Origin of the sequence: Pseudomonas sp. EYE_354, assembly GCF_023148575.1 — a bacterium.
GTDB lineage: Bacteria > Pseudomonadota > Gammaproteobacteria > Pseudomonadales > Pseudomonadaceae > Aquipseudomonas.
This window is the reverse complement of the sequence record NZ_JAHXNQ010000001.1, coordinates 286,289-304,982: the sequence shown is the minus strand read 5'-3', so window position 1 is coordinate 304,982 and position 18,694 is coordinate 286,289. Positions and strand designations below refer to the sequence as shown.

General features: G+C 60.5%; 13 protein-coding genes. All 13 read left to right on the top strand.

All coding sequences use genetic code 11. The features are described 5' to 3' along the window. Positions 1-42: 42 nt before the first annotated feature. The 13 genes from yaaA to KZX66_RS01410 all read left to right on the top strand — a co-directional run bounded on the left by yaaA (position 43) and on the right by KZX66_RS01410 (position 18,029). Entirely contained in the window at positions 43-822 is a 780-nt protein-coding gene (gene yaaA, locus KZX66_RS01470) for a peroxide stress protein YaaA (protein WP_248075456.1), read from the top strand. A 901-nt stretch (positions 823-1,723) separates the two neighbouring features. After that, positions 1,724-3,040, top strand: coding sequence for a nucleotide sugar dehydrogenase (locus tag KZX66_RS01465; RefSeq protein WP_248075454.1), 1,317 nt, complete (start codon positions 1,724-1,726; stop codon positions 3,038-3,040). Positions 3,041-3,146: 106 nt separating this feature from the next. Then, positions 3,147-4,628 carry a glycosyltransferase family 2 protein gene (alg8, locus tag KZX66_RS01460; protein ID WP_248075452.1) on the top strand — a complete coding sequence of 494 codons (1,482 nt, stop codon included), beginning with the start codon at positions 3,147-3,149 and terminating at the stop codon, positions 4,626-4,628. Between the two features lie 36 nt (positions 4,629-4,664). Next, entirely contained in the window at positions 4,665-5,831 is a 1,167-nt protein-coding gene (locus KZX66_RS01455) for an alginate biosynthesis protein Alg44 (RefSeq protein ID WP_248075450.1), read from the top strand. A gap of 2 nt (positions 5,832-5,833) precedes the next feature. Next, the gene (gene algK, locus KZX66_RS01450) at positions 5,834-7,228 is read left to right on the top strand and encodes an alginate biosynthesis TPR repeat lipoprotein AlgK (protein WP_248075448.1); all 1,395 of its coding nucleotides are present in this window, start codon (positions 5,834-5,836) and stop codon (positions 7,226-7,228) included. Continuing rightward, on the top strand, positions 7,225-8,712 hold the full coding sequence (locus KZX66_RS01445) for an alginate export family protein (protein ID WP_248075445.1): 1,488 nt from the start codon (positions 7,225-7,227) through the stop codon (positions 8,710-8,712). The genes algK and KZX66_RS01445 overlap by 4 nt, the downstream gene beginning before the upstream one ends. Next, positions 8,712-10,286: a mannuronan 5-epimerase AlgG gene (gene algG / locus KZX66_RS01440; protein ID WP_248075444.1), complete on the top strand. Its 1,575-nt coding sequence runs from the start codon at positions 8,712-8,714 to the stop codon at positions 10,284-10,286. The genes KZX66_RS01445 and algG overlap by 1 nt, the downstream gene beginning before the upstream one ends. An 11-nt stretch (positions 10,287-10,297) precedes the next feature. Beyond that, positions 10,298-11,758, top strand: coding sequence for an alginate O-acetyltransferase (locus KZX66_RS01435; RefSeq protein WP_248075443.1), 1,461 nt, complete (start codon positions 10,298-10,300; stop codon positions 11,756-11,758). A gap of 8 nt (positions 11,759-11,766) precedes the next feature. Further along, positions 11,767-12,876, top strand: a complete 1,110-nt coding sequence (locus tag KZX66_RS01430) for a mannuronate-specific alginate lyase (RefSeq protein WP_248075441.1) — start codon at positions 11,767-11,769, stop codon at positions 12,874-12,876. A gap of 195 nt (positions 12,877-13,071) precedes the next feature. Continuing rightward, on the top strand, positions 13,072-14,604 hold the full coding sequence (locus tag KZX66_RS01425) for an MBOAT family protein (protein WP_248075439.1): 1,533 nt from the start codon (positions 13,072-13,074) through the stop codon (positions 14,602-14,604). A gap of 11 nt (positions 14,605-14,615) precedes the next feature. Further along, positions 14,616-15,803, top strand: a complete 1,188-nt coding sequence (locus tag KZX66_RS01420) for an alginate O-acetyltransferase (protein ID WP_248075437.1) — start codon at positions 14,616-14,618, stop codon at positions 15,801-15,803. 16 nt (positions 15,804-15,819) lie between these two features. Continuing rightward, positions 15,820-16,476, top strand: coding sequence for an alginate O-acetyltransferase AlgF (locus tag KZX66_RS01415; RefSeq protein ID WP_248075435.1), 657 nt, complete (start codon positions 15,820-15,822; stop codon positions 16,474-16,476). Positions 16,477-16,577: 101 nt separating this feature from the next. Beyond that, positions 16,578-18,029, top strand: a complete 1,452-nt coding sequence (locus KZX66_RS01410; RefSeq protein WP_248075433.1) for a mannose-1-phosphate guanylyltransferase/mannose-6-phosphate isomerase — start codon at positions 16,578-16,580, stop codon at positions 18,027-18,029. Positions 18,030-18,694: the final 665 nt, after the last annotated feature.

Sequence of the window (18,694 nt, the reverse complement as noted above, 5' to 3'; positions counted from 1 at the left end):
ATCGCGCACACGCTACACGCCACGATTCCAGGAGCCAACTTCATGCTGACGGTGATTTCCCCCGCCAAGACCCTCGATTTCGAGACCCCGCCCGCGACCCAGCGCTTCACCCAGCCGCAATACCTCGACCACTCCCAAGAGTTGATCGAGCAATTGCGCGAGCTGAGCCCGGCGCAAATCAGCGAGCTGATGCACGTGTCCGACAAGATCGGCGGCCTCAATGCCGCGCGCTTCGGCAGTTGGACCCCGGCCTTTACTCCGGAAAATGCCAAGCAGGCGCTGCTCGCCTTCAAGGGTGACGTGTACACCGGGCTGAATGCGCAAACCTTCAGCGATGCCGACTTCAGCTACGCCCAGGACCACCTGCGCATGCTGTCGGGCCTGTACGGCCTGCTGCGCCCCCTGGACCTGATGATGGCGTACCGTCTGGAAATGGGCACCAAGCTGGCCAACGCCCGTGGCAAGGACTTGTACGCCTTCTGGGGCACCCGCATCAGCGAGTGGCTCAACCAAGCACTGGCCGAGCAAGGCGATGACGTGCTGCTCAATCTGGCCTCCAACGAGTACTTCTCGGCGGTCAAGCGCACGGCGCTGAAGGCGCGGATCATCAACACCGAGTTCAAAGACCTGAAGAACGGCCAGTACAAGATCATCAGTTTCTACGCCAAAAAGGCCCGCGGCATGATGAGCCGCTTCGTGATCGAAGAACGCATAAACGATCCAGCCAAGCTCAAACAGTTCGATGTGCAGGGCTACCGCTTCAATGCGGAGCAATCGAAGCCGGACAACCTGGTGTTTTTGCGCGACCACGCACCGGAATAAGGCCGTACCGGCCTTTTTTCAGACCATTGACATCCAAATGTGGGCGCGGGCTTGCCCGATAGCGGTATTTCAGTCACGGCTATAACGGCTGATGCACGGCCATTAAGGGCAAGCCTCCTCGCACATTTCTGGCGGCTTTTCACGCCCCGAAATGTCATTTATTTGGCGTCAAAATATATCTTGTCGCACACCTAACAATTGTTTCACTCGACATTCGTCATTTTTTTTCGTAGTGGCACTGCTTTTTTTCATGAGTAGTGGCACAAAACTATCCCCGCGCGCCAACTACCTGCAACTACTGGCCCAAATAGCAAGTGCTATCAATATAGTACTAGTGCCATCTTTGACGATATTTCAAAAAATTTCGGGGAACAGGATGAGCGGCCAGGAACTTCACTCCAAAGCGCTGCTCATACCACCGGTAACGAAATTCTCTGTTCCTGTAAGAGATGACTTACATAGCGACCCAAGGAAGTAGCGAAGTTGCCCCATCAACTTTGACTCACGGGTCACATCATCAACTGATATGAGTTGAGGGCGGCGATAAGGATTAGTTGCTATGCCCTATAAGGCCAAGGCAGCGCTTACCCAAATGTGTCGGTGCCAATGCTTAAGAGGTTGATAACAAAGGGCTAACCGCCCCTATCAACGCTCCACGGCGCCGGCGTCAGACCCTTCCCCCCGGAAGGCTGGCTGCATTTGAGGGCAAGCCCCAATAACAAGGCCACGTTGCGCACAACTTGAGTGCAATAGTTAGTCACTCGCTATTTAACATGCCTGTACGCGGTAAGTCGGCGTCTATTCGCCCAACTTCTGCGGCATCAGTGACGCTTGCAAACATGAACTCCGGCCATCTATTGGCAGAATTAACACCGTCTTTAATGACAATGAGGTAAATGCGATGCGCATCAGCATATTTGGTTTGGGTTACGTTGGCGCAGTATGTGCCGGTTGCCTGTCTGCACGTGGCCACGACGTGGTCGGCGTAGATATTTCCAAGGAAAAGATCGACCTGATCAACGCCGGCAAATCGCCGATCGTTGAACCGGGTCTGGGCGAACTGTTGAGCCAGGGTATCGAGACTGGTCGTCTGCGCGGCACTACCAACTTCGCCGAAGCCATCCGCGATACCGACCTCTCGATGATTTGCGTGGGCACGCCGAGCAAGAAAAACGGCGATCTGGAACTCAACTACATCGAAGCGGTATGCCGCGAGATCGGTTTTGTCCTGCGTGACAAGAGCACTCGTCACACCATCGTTGTGCGCAGCACCGTATTGCCGGGCACCGTCGCCAACGTGGTGATCCCAATCCTCGAAGACTGCTCCGGCAAGAAAGCCGGCGTCGACTTCGGCGTTGCGGTCAATCCGGAATTCCTGCGTGAATCCACCGCGATCGCTGACTACGATCTGCCGCCGATGACCGTGATCGGCGAGTTCGACAAAGCGTCCGGCGACGTCCTGCAATCGCTGTACGAAGAACTCGACGCACCGATCATCCGTAAGGACATCGCCGTTGCCGAAATGATCAAGTACACCTGCAACGTGTGGCACGCCACCAAAGTGACCTTCGCCAATGAGATCGGCAACATCGCCAAGGCGGTCGGCGTCGATGGTCGTGAAGTGATGGACGTGGTCTGCCAGGACAAGACCCTTAACCTGTCGCAGTACTACATGCGCCCAGGCTTCGCGTTCGGCGGCTCGTGCCTGCCTAAAGACGTGCGTGCCCTGACCTACCGCGCCAGCTCCCTGGACGTGGAAGCGCCGCTGCTCAACTCGCTGATGCGCAGCAACGAGTCCCAGGTGCAGAACGCCTTCGACATCGTGTCCAGCCACGACAAACGCAAAGTCGCCCTGCTGGGCCTGAGCTTCAAGGCCGGCACCGATGACCTGCGCGAAAGCCCGCTGGTCGAACTGGCGGAAATGCTGATCGGCAAGGGCTTCGACCTGAGCATCTACGACAGCAACGTCGAATACGCCCGTGTCCACGGCGCAAACAAGGACTACATCGAAGGCAAGATCCCGCATGTGTCGTCCCTGCTCAACTCGGACTTCGATGACGTGATCAACAACTCCGACGTGATCATCCTCGGTAACCGTGACGAGAAATTCCGCGCCCTGGCGCAGAACGCTCCGGACGGCAAGCAAGTGATCGACCTGGTGGGCTTCATGTCCAAGGCCACCTGCGCGACCGGCCGTACCGAAGGCATTTGTTGGTAACGGAAGAGCAGCGGCAAGTTTCGAGCTTCAAGCTGCAAGTAAAGGCACCTCCACTTGCAGCTTGCGGCTTGCAACCAGCCGCTTTCACCACCTTCGGATGACGCTTATGTCCAAGTTAAAACACGTACTACTGCAATCGGCCGGCTGGCTGTTCTTCCTGAGCCTGCTGATGGGTCTCGCCCTGCTGTTGCCGGCGAGTACGTTCGACTCCGAGTCGAAGAATTTTATTTTCCTGATTGGCGCCGTGGGTATCTGGCGCTACTCGATGGGTGCTACGCATTTCTTTCGCGGCATGCTGTTTTTGTATGTGGTCTACCCGCACCTGCGCCGCAAAGTACGCAAGCTGGGCAAGGCCGCCGACCCGTCCCACGTGTTCCTGATGGTCACCAGCTTCCGCATCGACGCGCTGACCACCGCGCAGGTCTACAGCTCGGTGATCCGCGAAGCCATCGACTGCGGCTTCCCGACCACCGTGGTCTGCTCGCTGGTGGAAATGTCCGATGAGCTGCTGGTCAAGAGCCTCTGGGAAAAGATGAACCCGCCTGAACGCGTGAAGCTGGACTTCGTGCGCATCGCCGGGACCGGCAAGCGCGACGGCCTGGCCTTCGGCTTCCGTGCCATCTCCCGCCACCTGCCGGATGACCGCGCAGTAGTCGCCGTGATCGACGGCGACACCGTGCTCGCCGAGGGCGTGGTGCGCAAGACCGTGCCGTGGTTCCAACTGTTCGGCAACGTCGGTGGCCTGACCACCAACGAGTTCTGCGAAGTACGCGGCGGCTACATCATGAGCGAATGGCACAAGCTGCGTTTCGCCCAGCGCCACATCAACATGTGCTCCATGGCCCTGTCCAAGCGCGTGCTGACCATGACCGGCCGTATGTCGGTGTTCCGCGCCAGCGTCGTCACCGACCCAGGCTTTATCGCCGACGTGGAAAGCGACTCGCTGCAACACTGGCGCCTGGGCCGCTTCAAGTTCCTGACCGGCGACGACAAGTCCAGCTGGTTCAGCCTGATGCGCCTGGGTTACGACACCTTCTACGTGCCGGACGCCGCGATCAACACCGTGGAACACCCGCCGGAAAAGAGCTTTATCAAGGCCAGCCGCAAGCTGATGTTCCGCTGGTACGGCAACAACCTGCGCCAGAACTCACGCGCCCTGGGCCTGGGTGTGCGTCGCCTCGGCGTGTTCACCAGCATCGTGCTGTTCGACCAGCGTGTGTCGATGTGGACCTCCCTGCTCGGCCTGACCGTGGCAATCATCGCCACGTTCAAGTACGGCGGCGCGTTCATCCTCGCGTACCTGCTGTGGATCGGCATCACCCGCCTGATCCTGACCCTGCTGCTGTCGTGCTCCGGTCACAAGATCGGTCCGGCATACCCGGCGATTCTTTATTACAACCAGATCATGGGCGCGCTGGTGAAGATCTACGTGTTCTTCCGCCTTGATCAACAGTCCTGGACCCGCCAGGACACCAAACTGACCCGCGATTTGGCCAGCTTTCAACGTTGGTTCAACACCTGGTCGTCTCGGACCATGACCTTCTCCGCCGGCAGCATCTTCGTTGCCGTGTTGCTGATGATGGTCTGACCCTGCCAAGCCTGAATTAACTAGGAAATCGACACTATGAACAGCCAAGTAAACGCCAACGTTGTCCACGAATCCGAAGCCCAGCGCCAGCATGCCCGGGTCAAAATCCCGGCCAAGCTGCGCTTCTTCAACACCGACCGCACGCAGACCGAAGCACGGGTGATCGACCTGTCCGCCGGTGGTCTGGCGTTCACCGCCACCCAGCCACTGACCGTGGGTGAAGTGCACAAGGGCCGCCTGCAATTTGTGATCGATAACCTGGGGCTGGCGATGGACGTGGAGTTGCAGATCCGCTCCTACGACCGCCAGACCGGCCGCACCGGTTGCCAGTTCCAGAACCTCGACGCCCAGGACATTTCCACCCTGCGCCACCTGATTACCTCGCACCTGTCCGGCGACATCGTGACCATGGGTGACGTGCTGGCCACCCTGCAGCGCGACAACTTCACCAAGGCGCGCAAGGTCAAGGACGGCGGCAGCGGCATGACCCCGTTCGGTCGCCTGCGCGCCGTGGTGTTCAGCGCCGGTATCTTCATCGTCGGCCTGGCGGCGTTCGGGTTTGTCTTCAAGTCGGTGTATGGCATGTACTTCGTCAGCCACGCCCAGGCCGGCCTGGTGAGTGTGCCCGGCATGAACGTAACCATGCCGCGCGATGGCACCGTGCAAAGCCTGCTCAAAGGTGACGCGGTTGCCGCCAAAGGCGCGCCACTGGCCACCTTCAGCACCAGCATGCTCGATGTGCTCAAGGGCCACCTGGACGAAGACCAACTGCAACCGGCCAAGGTTGAAGAACTGTTCGGCAAGCAAATGACCGGCACCCTGACCTCGCCTTGCGACTGCGTCGTGGCTCAGCAACTGGTCGCCGACGGCCAGTACGCCAGCAAGGGCGACGTGATCTTCCAGTTGGTGCCACGCGGCAGCCAGGCCAACGTCGAAGCACGCTTCACCTATCGCCAGTTTGGCGACGTGCGCCCAGGCACTCCGGTGACCTTCCAGGTCGCCGACGAAGAGCAAGTGCGCACCGGCACCATCGTCAGCAGCACCAGCCTGAACAGCGCCGACCTGTCCTCCGACATCCGTGTACAGATCAAGCCTGATGCACCGCTGGACAGCACCTACGCCGGTCGCCCGGTAGAAGTGACCAGCGACCGTGGCCCATCGCTGAACTGGCTGATCGATAAAGCCATGGCTGCAGGTCTTTAATCATGAGCGCCCTTCGAACCCTGCCGGTGCCCCTGGCGCTGGCCATCGCCCTCGCCGGTTGCGCAGGCCTGCCCGACCAACGCCTGGCCAATGAAGCGCTCAAGCGTGGTGACACCATCACCGCGCAGCAGAATTACCAGCAACTGGCAGAGCTGGGTTACAGCGAGGCCCAGGTGGGCCTGGCCGATATCCAGGTAGGCACCCGTGATCCGGCGCAAATCAAACAGGCTGAAGCCACCTACCGTGCGGCGGCGGACACCTCGCCGCGCGCCCAGGCGCGCCTGGGTCGACTGCTGGTGGCCAAGCCCGGTTCCACCGAAGCCGAACACCATGAAGCCGAAGGCCTGCTGAAAAAAGCCTTTGCCAACGGCGAAGGCAACACCTTGATCCCGCTGGCGATGCTGTACCTGCAATACCCGCACAGCTTCCCCAACGTGAACGCCCAGCAGCAGATCAGCCAGTGGCAGGCCGCCGGTTACCCGGAAGCCGGCCTGGCCCAGGTGCTGCTGTATCGCACCCAGGACACCTATGACCAGCACCTGGCTGACGTGGAGCGCATCTGCAAAGCCGCGCTGAGCACCACCGATATCTGCTACGTCGAGCTGGCCACGGTCTACCAGAAGCAAGCAGCGCCGGAAAAACAGGCCGAACTGCTCAAGCAGATGGAAGCCGGTTACAGCCGTGGCACCGTCACCGCGCAACGCGTCGACAGCGTTGCCCGCGTGCTTGGCGACGCCACCCTCGGCACCCCGGATGAAAAAACCGCCCAGGCTCTGCTGGAAAAAATCGCCCCTGGCTACCCGGCATCCTGGGTCAGCCTGGCGCAACTGCTTTACGACTTCCCCGAACTGGGCGATGTCGACCAGATGATGAAGTACCTGGACAACGGCCGCGCCGCCGATCAGCCACGCGCCGAATTGCTCCTGGGCAAGCTCTACTACGAAGGCAAGTGGGTGCCGGCAGACGCCAAGGCTGCCGAAGCGCACTTCGAAAAAGCCGTGGGCCGTGAAGTGGCCGCCGATTACTACCTCGGCCAGATCTACCGGCGTGGCTACCTGGGCAAGGTCTACCCGCAAAAGGCCCTGGACCATTTGCTGACCGCTGCACGTAACGGCCAGAACAGCGCCGATTTCGCCATCGCCCAACTGTTTTCCCAAGGCAAGGGCACCAAGCCCGACCCGTTGAACGCCTATGTCTTCAGCCAGTTGGCCAAGGCCCAGGACACCCCGGAAGCCAACGACCTGGCCGCCCAGCTCGAAGCGCCGCTGACGCCGGAACAACGCGCTCAGGGCCAACGCCTGGTGCAACAGGAACTGGCCGCGCGCGGCACCCTGGCCCAGAGCACGTTGCAACTGCACGCCCTGGATGAAGAAGAAGACGGCGAGGAATCCCTATGAAGCTCAATCCATTCGTCAAGGCCGGCATTGGCCTGACCTTCGCCCTGCTGTGGTCGTGTCCGACCCTGGCCGCGCTGACCGAAGCCAAGAACTTCGGCCTGGAAGTCAAAATCACCGGTCAGTCCGAGGACGACCGTGACCTGGGCACGCAAAAAGGCGGTGACGTCAACGGCGTCGGTATCGACCTGCGCCCTTGGATCTACGGCGAAAGCGGCAATTGGAGCGCCTATGCCATGGGCCAGGCGGTCGCCTCCAGCGACATCATCGAGACCGACACCCTTCAGCAGTCGGCCGATGACGAGAACCAGCAGACCAGCAACAGCGACCGCAAGACCAAGAAAAACTACCTGGCGATGCGCGAGTTCTGGGTCGGCTACAGCGGCTTTACGCCGTACCCCGGCGAGATCCTCAAGCTCGGTCGCCAACGTCTGCGCAATGACGACGGCCAGTGGCGCGACACCAATATCGAAGCGCTGAACTGGACGTTCGACACCACGCTGCTCAAGGCCAATGTGGGCGTCGCCGAACGTTTCAGCGAATACCGCACCGACCTCAAGGAACTGTCGCCCAAAGACAAGGACCGCCAGCACCTCTACGCCGACGCCGCCTACCAGTGGACGCCGGGCCAGTGGATCGGCCTGCGCGGTCACCACACCCATGACAACGGCAAGCTCGACTACCCGGAACCGGGCGTGGCCACCGACTCCCTGGACAAGCGCGAAAACGGCGACCTGACCTGGCTCGGCCTTGAAGCCAACAGCGACGCCTACAACTGGCGCAACACCAACACCGTCAACTACTGGGCAAGCATCACCGGCATGCGCGGCGACCGCGACACCGTCAACGCGTTGAACGCCGACGGCTCCCGCCCCACCAACGCCAAGCGCAGCGATGACGTGAGTGGCTGGGCCACCGACCTGGGCATCCGCCTGCGTCTGGACCCGCAGTGGCAAGTGGGCGCGGCCTATTCCCGCGCCAGCGCCGAGTACGAGCAGAACGGCCTGCAAAGCAACCGTTCGAACTGGACCGGCACCCAGTCTCGCGTGCACCGCTTCGGTGAAGCGTTCCGCGGCGAGATGAACAACATGCAGTCCATGAGCCTGTTCGGTTCCTGGCAGCTGCGCGAGGACTACGACGCCAGCCTGGTGTACCACAAGTTCTGGCGTGTCGACGGTAACAAGCCGGTGGGCAGCAACGGCATCGATGCGGTGCAGAACAACACCGACGACGTGACCGGCGCGATCGTGTCCAGCACCTCCCTGCCGCTCGAAGACGGCAAGAAAGACCTGGGTCAGGAGATGGACCTGGTGGTCACCAAGTACTTCAAGAAAGGCCTGTTGCCGGCGGCGCTGAGCCAGTCGGTCGACGAACCGTCGGCCCTGGTGCGCTTTCGTGCAGGTGTGTTCAAACCAGGTGATGCCTACGGCAGCCAGGTCGACTCGTACATGCATCGCGCGTTTGTCGACGTGATCTGGAAATTCTGATGGGAGCCTGCGCAATGATTCCTCAACGCTTGCTGGTGACCGCGATGCTGATGGCCAGCGCCACAGCCTTCGCCGATACCGCGCAGCAGGTCAAGGCGCCGACTATCGCCAAAGAACTGCAACAGGCCAAGACCTACACCATTTCCAGCCCGCCGACCGCGCCGCTGGAAATGGCCAAGCCGGCCCTGCCTGACTTGTCGGGCTACACCGCCGCGGCCATCGAGAAAAAGATCGTGCGCGCAAAGCCGGGCAAAATCAGCATCCGCCGCATGATGCAGGAAGACGCCCTCAAGGACTTTATCGGCGGCGATAACAAGATGGCCGAATGGGTGGTGCGCCAGCACGGCATTCCCCAGGCCATCTTCATCGACGACGGCTACATGAACCTCAAGGACCTGCTGGGCAAGGTGCCCAAGCAGTACCTGAGCGAAACCTCGCCGGGCGTGTTCCTGGCCAAGTTGCCGATCGTGGTCGGGCGCAAGGGCATCCTGGAAATCGACAAAAAGACCCAGGAGCTGCGCCTGTCCCAGCAAGCCGGTTCGTTCCTGATCAACGACGGCCAGCTGTTTGTGCGTGACACCCGGATCACCGGCTGGGACGAGAAAGCCAACGGCCCGGCGCTGTTCAAGTCGCCCAAGGAATTCCGTCCATTCCTGCTGGCCTGGGGCGGCACCGAGACTTACATCGCCAACAGCAAGATGGCCAGCTTCGGCTACGCCAACAGTAAGTCGTACGGGGTGAGTATTTCCCAGTACACGCCGAACATGGCCAAGGTGCTCAAGCGCCCGGAACCGACCGGTTGGATCATTGACTCCGAGTTCTCGGACATGTGGTACGGCTTCTACTGCTACGAGACCACCGGCTTTGTGATCAAGGGCAACACCTACAAAGACAACATCGTCTACGGCATCGACCCCCATGACCGGTCCCATGGTCTGATCATTGCGGACAACACCGTCTACGGCACCAAGAAGAAGCACGGCATCATCATTTCCCGCGAAGTGAACGACAGCTTCATCTTCAACAACCGCAGCTACGACAACAAGCTCTCGGGCCTGGTGATCGACCGTAACAGCGTGAACAACCTGATCGCCGACAACGAGATCTACCGCAACCACACCGACGGCATCACGCTCTATGAGAGCGGTGACAACCTGTTGTGGGGCAACAAAGTGATCAGCAACCGTCGCCACGGCATTCGGGTGCGTAACAGCGTGAACATCAAGCTGTACGAGAACACCGCCATGGCCAACGGCCTGACCGGCGTGTACGGCCATATCAAGGATTTGACCGACACCGACCGCGACATCGCCCTCGACCCGTTCGACGCCAAGGTCTCGCTGATCGTGGTCGGCGGCGAGCTGGCGGGTAACGGCAGCGGGCCGCTGTCCATCGATTCGCCGCTGAGCATCGAGCTGTATCGCGTGTCGATGCTTGCGCCGACCAAATCCAGCGGCATCAGCTTCTCCGGCGTGCTCGGCGAGCGTCAGGAAGAAATTCTCGACCTGCTGGTACGCCAGCAGAAAGCCGTGCTGATCGACCCTGTCGAACGCCAGACCGAAATGCAGGACTGAGGATGACCCTTATGCACCCACACATGATCAAACTGCTGAGCCTCTCGGGTCTGACCCTCGGCCTGCTCGCGGCCAGCCAGGGCGTACGCGCTGATGAAGTCGCCGGTAAATTCAAGGCACCGACTTTCACCGCCGAGCCGTGCTGCAGCCTGTGCCCCGCCGCCCACGACGCGAAGAACTACACCACGCGCTACCAGCAGAACTTCACCACCCTGGTGCAAGCCCAGGGCGACTGGCTGTTCCGTACCCAGGAAGACCTGCGCACCGAATTCGACACCTCCCCGGCCGGCTACAAGCGCATGCAACAGTTGCACGATGCGTTCAAGAGCAAGGGCGTGGAACTGGTGGTGGTGTACCAGCCGACCCGTGGCCTGGTGAACCGCAACAAGCTCAACCCGGCGGAAAAAGCCTCGTTCGATTTCGACAAGGCCCTGGGCAACTACAAAACCATGCTCGGCCGTTTCGCCAAGATGGGCTATGTGGTGCCGGACCTGTCGCCACTGACCAACGAACAACTGCCGGATGAACTGCCCGCCCACGATTTCTACTTCCGCGGCGACCAGCACTGGACCCCTTATGGCGCCCAGCGCACCGCGAAAATCGTCGCGGCCAAGGTCAAGCAGATGCCCGAATACGCCGACATTCCCAAGCGCGAATTCGAGACCAAGCGCTCCGGGCGCATGGGCAAGACCGGCACCCTGCACAACATGGCCGGGCAACTGTGCGGTACCAGTTACGCGATCCAGTACATGGACCAGTTCACCACCGAACCCAAGGGCGAAGCCGGCGACGGCGACCTGTTCGGCGATTCGGGCAACCCGCAGATCACCTTGGTGGGCACCAGCCACAGCGGCAAGAACTACAACTTCGCCGGCTTCCTGGAAGAAGAAATCGGTGCCGACATCCTCAACGTCGCCTTCCCCGGCGGTGGTTTGGAAGGCTCGATGCTGCAGTACCTGGGCAGCGATGAATTCCAGAAGAGTCCGCCAAAGATCCTGATCTGGGAGTTCTCGCCGCTGTACCGCCTGGACCAGGAGACCATCTACCGCCAGATGATGTCGCTGCTGGACAACGGCTGCGAAGGCAAAACCGCGCAGATGAGCGCCAGCACCACGCTCAAACCCGGCAAGAACGAATTGATGGTCAACAGCTCGAACAAAGACCTGCGTAATGCCAATCACCAGGTCGATATCCGCTTCGCCGATCCGTCGGTGAAAACCTTGCAAGCCACCCTCTGGTACATGAACGGGCGCCACGAGGACATCAAGATCGAGAAACCCGAAACATCCGATACAGACGGGCGTTTCGCCTTTGAACTGCGCACCGATGAAGACTGGGCCTCGCAGAACCTGCTGGCCGTGGAAGTACAGGGTCCGGAAGCGGGCCAGGCCGCGCAGAAGGTCGAAGCGAAAATTTGCACACGCAACGTATTCCCAAGCGGCGGTCAGAAGACTGCCTCACTCGGGCAATGAGGTTACTTATGCAGAAGTTATGGATTCCATCGTTACTGGGCCTTGCGATCTTCGCAGGCTCCGTCAACGCCGCCGCTCCGCTGCGTCCGCCCCAGGGCTACTTCGCACCGATCGAAGCGTTCAAGACCGGCGACTTCAAGGAAAACTGCGACACCATGCCGACGCCTTACACCGGGCCTCTGCAATTTCGCAGCAAGTACGAAGGCTCCGACAAGGCCCGTTCGACGCTGAATGTGCAGTCGGAAAAAGCCTTCCGCGACAGCACCGCCGACATCACCAAGCTGGAAAAAGACACCAGCAAGCGTGTGATGCAGTTCATGCGCGACGGCCGCCCCGAGCAGCTTGAATGCACACTGAACTGGCTGGTGTCGTGGGCCAAGGCCGATGCATTGATGTCCAAGGACTTCAACCACACCGGCAAGTCCATGCGCAAATGGGCGCTGGGCAGCATGGCCTCGGCCTATGTACGCCTGAAGTTCTCCGACTCGCACCCGCTGGCCAACCACCAGCAGGAATCGCAACTGATCGAAGCCTGGTTCAACAAACTGGCCGACCAAGTGGTGAGCGACTGGGACAACCTGCCCCTGGAAAAAACCAACAACCACTCCTACTGGGCAGCCTGGTCGGTGATGGCGACGTCCATCGCCACCAACCGTCGCGACCTGTTTGATTGGGCGGTCAAGGAATACAAAGTCGGCGTGAACCAGGTCGACGACCAGGGCTTTTTGCCCAACGAATTGAAGCGTCAGCAACGCGCCTTGTCGTACCACAACTACGCCCTGCCGCCGCTGTCGATGATCGCCAGTTTTGCCCTGGTCAACGGTGTGGACCTGCGCCAGGAAAACAACAGCGCGCTCAAGCGCCTGGGCGACAAGGTGCTGGCCGGGGTGAAAGACCCGGAAATCTTCGAACAGAAGAACGGCAAGGAGCAGGACATGAAGGACCTCAAGGAGGACATGAAATATGCCTGGCTTGAGCCGTTCTGCACCCTCTACACCTGCGCCCCGGATGTGATCGAGCGCAAGCACGGGATGCAGCCGTTCAAGACCTTCCGCCTGGGGGGTGACCTGACCAAGGTCTACGACCCGGCGCACGAAAAAGGCAACAAAGGCAGTTAGTCGCTGATCGTTCCCACGCTCTGCGTGGGAACGCAGCCAGGGACGCTCCGCGTCCCAAAAGCGGACGCAGAGCGTCCAGTGAGGCATTCCCACGCAGAGCGTGGGAACGATCACATCACAACCTCCCTCGCATTCGTGGGGGGTTTGGGGGGGCCGTTGGCCCTTGACTGTTGGTTTAAACATGGAGAGATCGGGATGGTTTTCTCGTCCAACGTGTTCCTGTTTTTGTTCTTGCCGATCTTTCTCGGCTTGTACTACTTAAGCGGGCAACGCTATCGCAATCTGCTGCTGCTGATTGCCAGCTATGTGTTCTACGCCTGGTGGCGAGTGGACTTCCTGGCGCTGTTCGCAGCCGTCACGCTGTGGAACTACTGGATCGGTCTCAAGGTTGGCGCAGCCGGCGTGCGCACCAAGCCTGCCCAACGCTGGCTGCTGCTGGGCGTGGCAGTCGACCTGTGCATCCTCGGCTATTTCAAGTACGCCAACTTTGGCGTCGACAGCATCAACGTGATGATGAAGTCGGCAGGCCTTGAGCCGTTCATCCTCACCCACGTGCTGTTGCCGATTGGCATCTCGTTCTACATCTTCGAGTCCATCAGCTACATCATCGACGTGTACCGTGGCGACACCCCGGCCACGCGCAACCTGATCGACTTTGCAGCGTTCGTGGCGATTTTCCCGCACTTGATTGCCGGTCCGGTGTTGCGTTTTCGCGACCTGGCCGACCAGTTCAACAACCGCACCCACACCCTGGACAAGTTCTCCGAGGGCTGCACGCGGTTCATGCAGGGTTTCATCAAAAAGGTTTTCATTGCCGACACCCTCGCGGTGGTGGCCGACCATTGCTTTGCCCTGCAAAACCCCACCACCGGCGATGCCTGGCTGGGAGCGCTGGCCTACACCGCGCAGTTGTACTTCGACTTCTCCGGCTACAGCGACATGGCCATCGGCCTGGGCTTGATGATGGGTTTCCGTTTCATGGAAAACTTCAAGCAGCCGTACATCAGCCAGTCGATCACCGAGTTCTGGCGCCGCTGGCACATCAGCCTGTCCACCTGGCTGCGTGACTACCTGTACATCACCCTGGGCGGCAACCGTAAAGGCACGCTGACCACCTACCGCAACCTGTTCCTGACCATGCTGCTGGGCGGCCTGTGGCACGGTGCGAACATCACCTACATCGTGTGGGGCGCCTGGCACGGTATGTGGCTGGCGATTGAAAAAGCCATTGGCCTGAACACCGCGCCACGCAGCTTCAACGTGTTGCGCTGGGCCTTCACCTTCCTGCTGGTGGTGATGGGCTGGGTGATCTTCCGCGCCGAAAACCTGCACGTGGCCGGGCGTATGTACGGTGCGATGTTCAGCTTTGGCGAGTGGTCGCTGTCGGAACTCAACCGCGCCAATCTCACCGGCCTGCAAGTGGCAACCCTGGTGGTGGCCTACGCAACGCTGGCGTTCTTCGGCCTGCGCGACTTCTACACCAACCGCCCTGCCGAGAAGACCCAGCCGGCCGACCCGAGCCTGATCAAAGCGGTACCGGGCGACAACCCCGGCAGCATCCACCAACCAGGCTTCACCGTTGGTCAGGACGCCGCCGTGCAACCGGCCTACTGGACCGCTGACTGGCCACGCTACGCCATGCGCGCCGCCGTGCTGCTGCTGTTCGTGGCGTCGATTCTCAAACTGTCGGCGCAGAGTTTCTCGCCGTTCCTTTACTTCCAATTCTGAGGGAGCCGACCATGACCCGTTCATTACGCGTCCTCTATATCAGCCTGTTCATGGTGCTGCTGCTGGCCCTGGGCGCCTGGTCGCTGCGCAGTTTCTTTGGCTTCAGCACCAACGCCGATGCGACCGTGCTCAACGGTCGCTGGGCCAAGGCCGTGGAAACGCACTACGACGATGAGTTCCCGATCAAGCGCCTGGGCACCAACCTGTGGGCGGCGCTGGACTACAAGCTGTTCAATGAAGGTCGCCCTGGCGTCGTGCTGGGCCGTGATCACTGGTTGTACAGCGACGAGGAATTCAACCCCGCCGTCAACGAAGACCAGAACCTGCAAGGCAACTACGCGCTGGTCGAAGGTGTGCGTCAGAAGCTCAAGGCACAAGGCATTCAGTTGGTGATGGCCATCGTGCCGGCCAAAGTGCGCCTGTACCCGGAGCACCTGGGTGAGGTGAAACCGGCGAGCATCCACGCCAACCTGTACCAGGACTTCCACGCCCGTGTGGCGGCAGACCGCATCCCTGCCCCCGACCTGCTCGGCCCGCTGCAACAGGCCAAGCTCGCCGGCAAGCAAGTGTTCCTGCGCACCGACACCCACTGGACCCCGGACGGTGCGGAAATCGCCGCCAAGCAATTGGCCAAAGCGATTGCCGAACAGACGCCCCTGAGCGGCGAGCCACAGCGCTTTGTCACCGAGGCGGAAAAAACCGAGCCGCACAAAGGCGACCTGCGTCTGTTCCTGCCCCTGGACCCGTTGTTCGAAAACCTGATGCCGCCCAAAGAGCCGCTGCAAAAGCGCGTCACGCACCTGGCCGAAACCAAAGGCGACGATGCGCTGTTCAGCGACAGCGAAACCCCGGTGGCTCTGGTCGGTACCAGCTACAGCGCCAACCCTAACTGGAACTTCGTCGGCGCCCTCAAGCAAGCCCTGGGCAGCGACGTGATCAGCTACGCCGAAGACGGCCATGGCCCGATCCTGCCAATGCTCAGCTACCTCAAAAGCGACGACTTCAAGAACAACCCGCCACAAGTGCTGATCTGGGAATTTCCTGAACGTTATCTGCCCGTAAACAACGAAATCGGTGACGCCGACCCCGCGTGGGTTGCGCAGCTTAAACAAGCCGGTTCGCGCCAACAAAACATGGCTATCAACACCCCTGCTTTTAAAAATCAGAAATCCGAGACGCCCGACCGGGCGCAAAACTGAAAGAGAGGTAACTCACATGACTTTCACTACAACTCCTCGTCGTCTCGCCAAGACTCTGGCCATCGCTGCCGGCCTGAGCGTCGTATCGATGTCAGCCTTCGCCGGTGGTGATGCCGCCCTGTACGGCCCTGTCGCGCCAAAAGGTTCGAGCTTCGTGCGCCTCTATAACGCCAGCAACCAGGAAGTCAGCGCCACCGTCGGCAACACCAACCTCAGCGAGGTTGCGCCCCTGGCCAGCAGCGACTTCAGCTTTATGCCGGGCGGCGACTATAGCGCCAAGGTCGGCAGCCAGACCGTACCGGTCAAACTCGCGGCCGACCACTACTACACCCTGGTCAACAGCGGCAGCGGTCAGCCGCAACTGATCGAAGAACCGCCGTTCAAGAACAAACAGAAATCCCTGGTACGCGTGCAGAACCTCAGCGACAAAGCCCTGACCCTCAAGACCGCCGACGGCAAGACCGACGTGGTCAAGTCGGTGGCCGCCAAGGGCCGTGGCGAACGTGAGATCAACCCGGTGAAAGTGAGCCTGGCGTTGTATGACGGTGACAAGAAAGTCGGCGATGTGAAGCCGGTTGCGTTGGAACGTGGCGAAGCGGCGGTGCTGTATGTCACAGGCTCCGGTTCGAGCCTGTCGCCAGTCTGGGTAAAACGCCCAGTGTCGACCCGCTGATCGCGCGAGTAATGAGCGACAAGCTTCAAGCTGCACCCCAAGCGCTGTTACTTGCAGCGTGTGGCTTGCAGCTTCCAACTATCTTTTAAGGAGAAACACTCATGATTCCAGTCATCCTTTCCGGTGGTAGCGGCTCACGTCTTTGGCCGCTTTCGCGCAAACAGTTCCCCAAGCAATTCCTGGCCCTGACCGGTGAGCACACGCTGTTCCAGCAAACTCTGGAGCGTTTGGTATTTGAAGGCATGGACAGCCCGATCGTGGTCTGCAACAAGGATCACCGCTTCATCGTCAACGAGCAGTTGAGCGCGCGTAAGCTCGAATGCCAACGCATCCTGATGGAGCCGTTCGGCCGCAACACCGCACCGGCCGTGGCCCTGACCGCGATGATGCTGGTCAACGAAGGCCGCGACGAGCTGATGCTGGTGCTGCCTGCCGACCACGTGATCGACGACCAAAAAGCCCTGCAACGCGCGTTGGCCCTGGCCACCGTGGCTGCCGAACGTGGCGAGATGGTGTTGTTCGGTGTACCGGCAACCCGTCCGGAAACCGGTTATGGCTACATCAAGTCCACCAACGATTCGCTGCTGCCTGAAGGCGTGAGCCGCGTGCAGCAGTTCGTGGAAAAACCCGATGAAAAACGCGCCGTCGAGTTCGTCAAAAGCGGCGGCTATTTCTGGAACAGCGGCATGTTCCTGTTCCGTGCCAGCCGCTTCCTCGAAGAGCTGAAAAAGCACGATCCGGACATCTACGACACCTGCGTGCTGACCCTGGAACGCAGCGAGCAGACGGCTGACACCGTGTCCTTCGACGACGCCACGTTCGCCTGCTGCCCGGACAACTCCATCGACTACGCCGTGATGGAAAAAACCCAACGTGCCTGCGTCGTACCGCTGAGCGCCGGTTGGAGCGACGTGGGTTGCTGGGCGTCGCTGTGGGCCGTCAACGATAAAGACGCCAACGGCAACGTGAGCAAAGGCGACGTGGTGATCCAGGACAGCCGCAACTGCATGGTGCATGGCAACGGCAAACTGGTCTCGGTGATCGGCCTGGACAACATCGTGGTGGTGGAAACCAAAGACGCGATGATGATTGCCCACAAGGACAAGGTTCAGGGCGTCAAGCAGATGGTCAACACCCTCAACGAACAGGGCCGCAGCGAGACCCAGAACCACTGTGAAGTCTATCGTCCGTGGGGTTCCTACGATTCGGTGGACATGGGCGGGCGCTTCCAGGTCAAGCACATCTCGGTCAAGCCGGGCGCGTGCCTGTCCCTGCAAATGCACCACCACCGCGCCGAACACTGGATCGTGGTCAGCGGCACCGCCGAAGTCACCTGTGACGAGAACGTGTTCCTGCTCACCGAGAACCAGTCCACCTACATCCCGATCGCCTCGGTGCACCGCCTGCGCAACCCAGGCAAGATCCCGCTGGAGATCATCGAAGTGCAATCGGGCAGCTACCTGGGCGAAGACGATATCGAGCGTTTTGAAGATATCTACGGTCGCTCCACGCCGGTTGAACGTGGCGTGTCGGTGAAAACTATCGCGCAGTAAACAGTCGTACAAGAAGCCCTCACCCAGCCCACTGCGTCCCCTATCCGCAGTGGGTTGGGTGGGGGCTGATCGTTCCCGCGCTCTGCGTGGGAATGCCGCCCGGGACGCTTTGCGTCCCGATTCACGTCCTGTGCACTGGTGACGCGGAGCGTCACGGGATGCATTCCCACGCGGAGCGTGGGAACGATCGACATATCTACGGTCGCTCCACCCCGGTTGAACGTGGCGTGTCGGTGAAAACTATCGCGCAGTAAAACAGTCGTACAAGAAGCCCTCACCCAGCCCACTGCGTCCCCTATCCGCAGTGGGTTGGGTAGGGGCTGATCGTTCCCACGCTCTGCGTGGGAATGCCGCCTGGGACGCTCCGCGTCCCGATTCACGTCCTGTGCACTGGTGACGCGGAGCGTCACGGGATGCATTCCCACGCGGAGCGTGGGAACGATCGACATATCTACGGTCGCTCCACGCCGGTTGAACGTGACGTGTCGGTGAAAACTATCGGGCAGCCCACTGCGTCCCCTATGCGCAGTGGGTTGGGTAGGGGCTGATCGTTCCCACGCTCTGCGTGGGAATGCCGCCCGGGGCGCTTTGCGTCCCGATTCACGTCCTGTGCACTGGTGACGCGGAGCGTCACGGGATGCATTCCCACGCGGAGCGTGGGAACG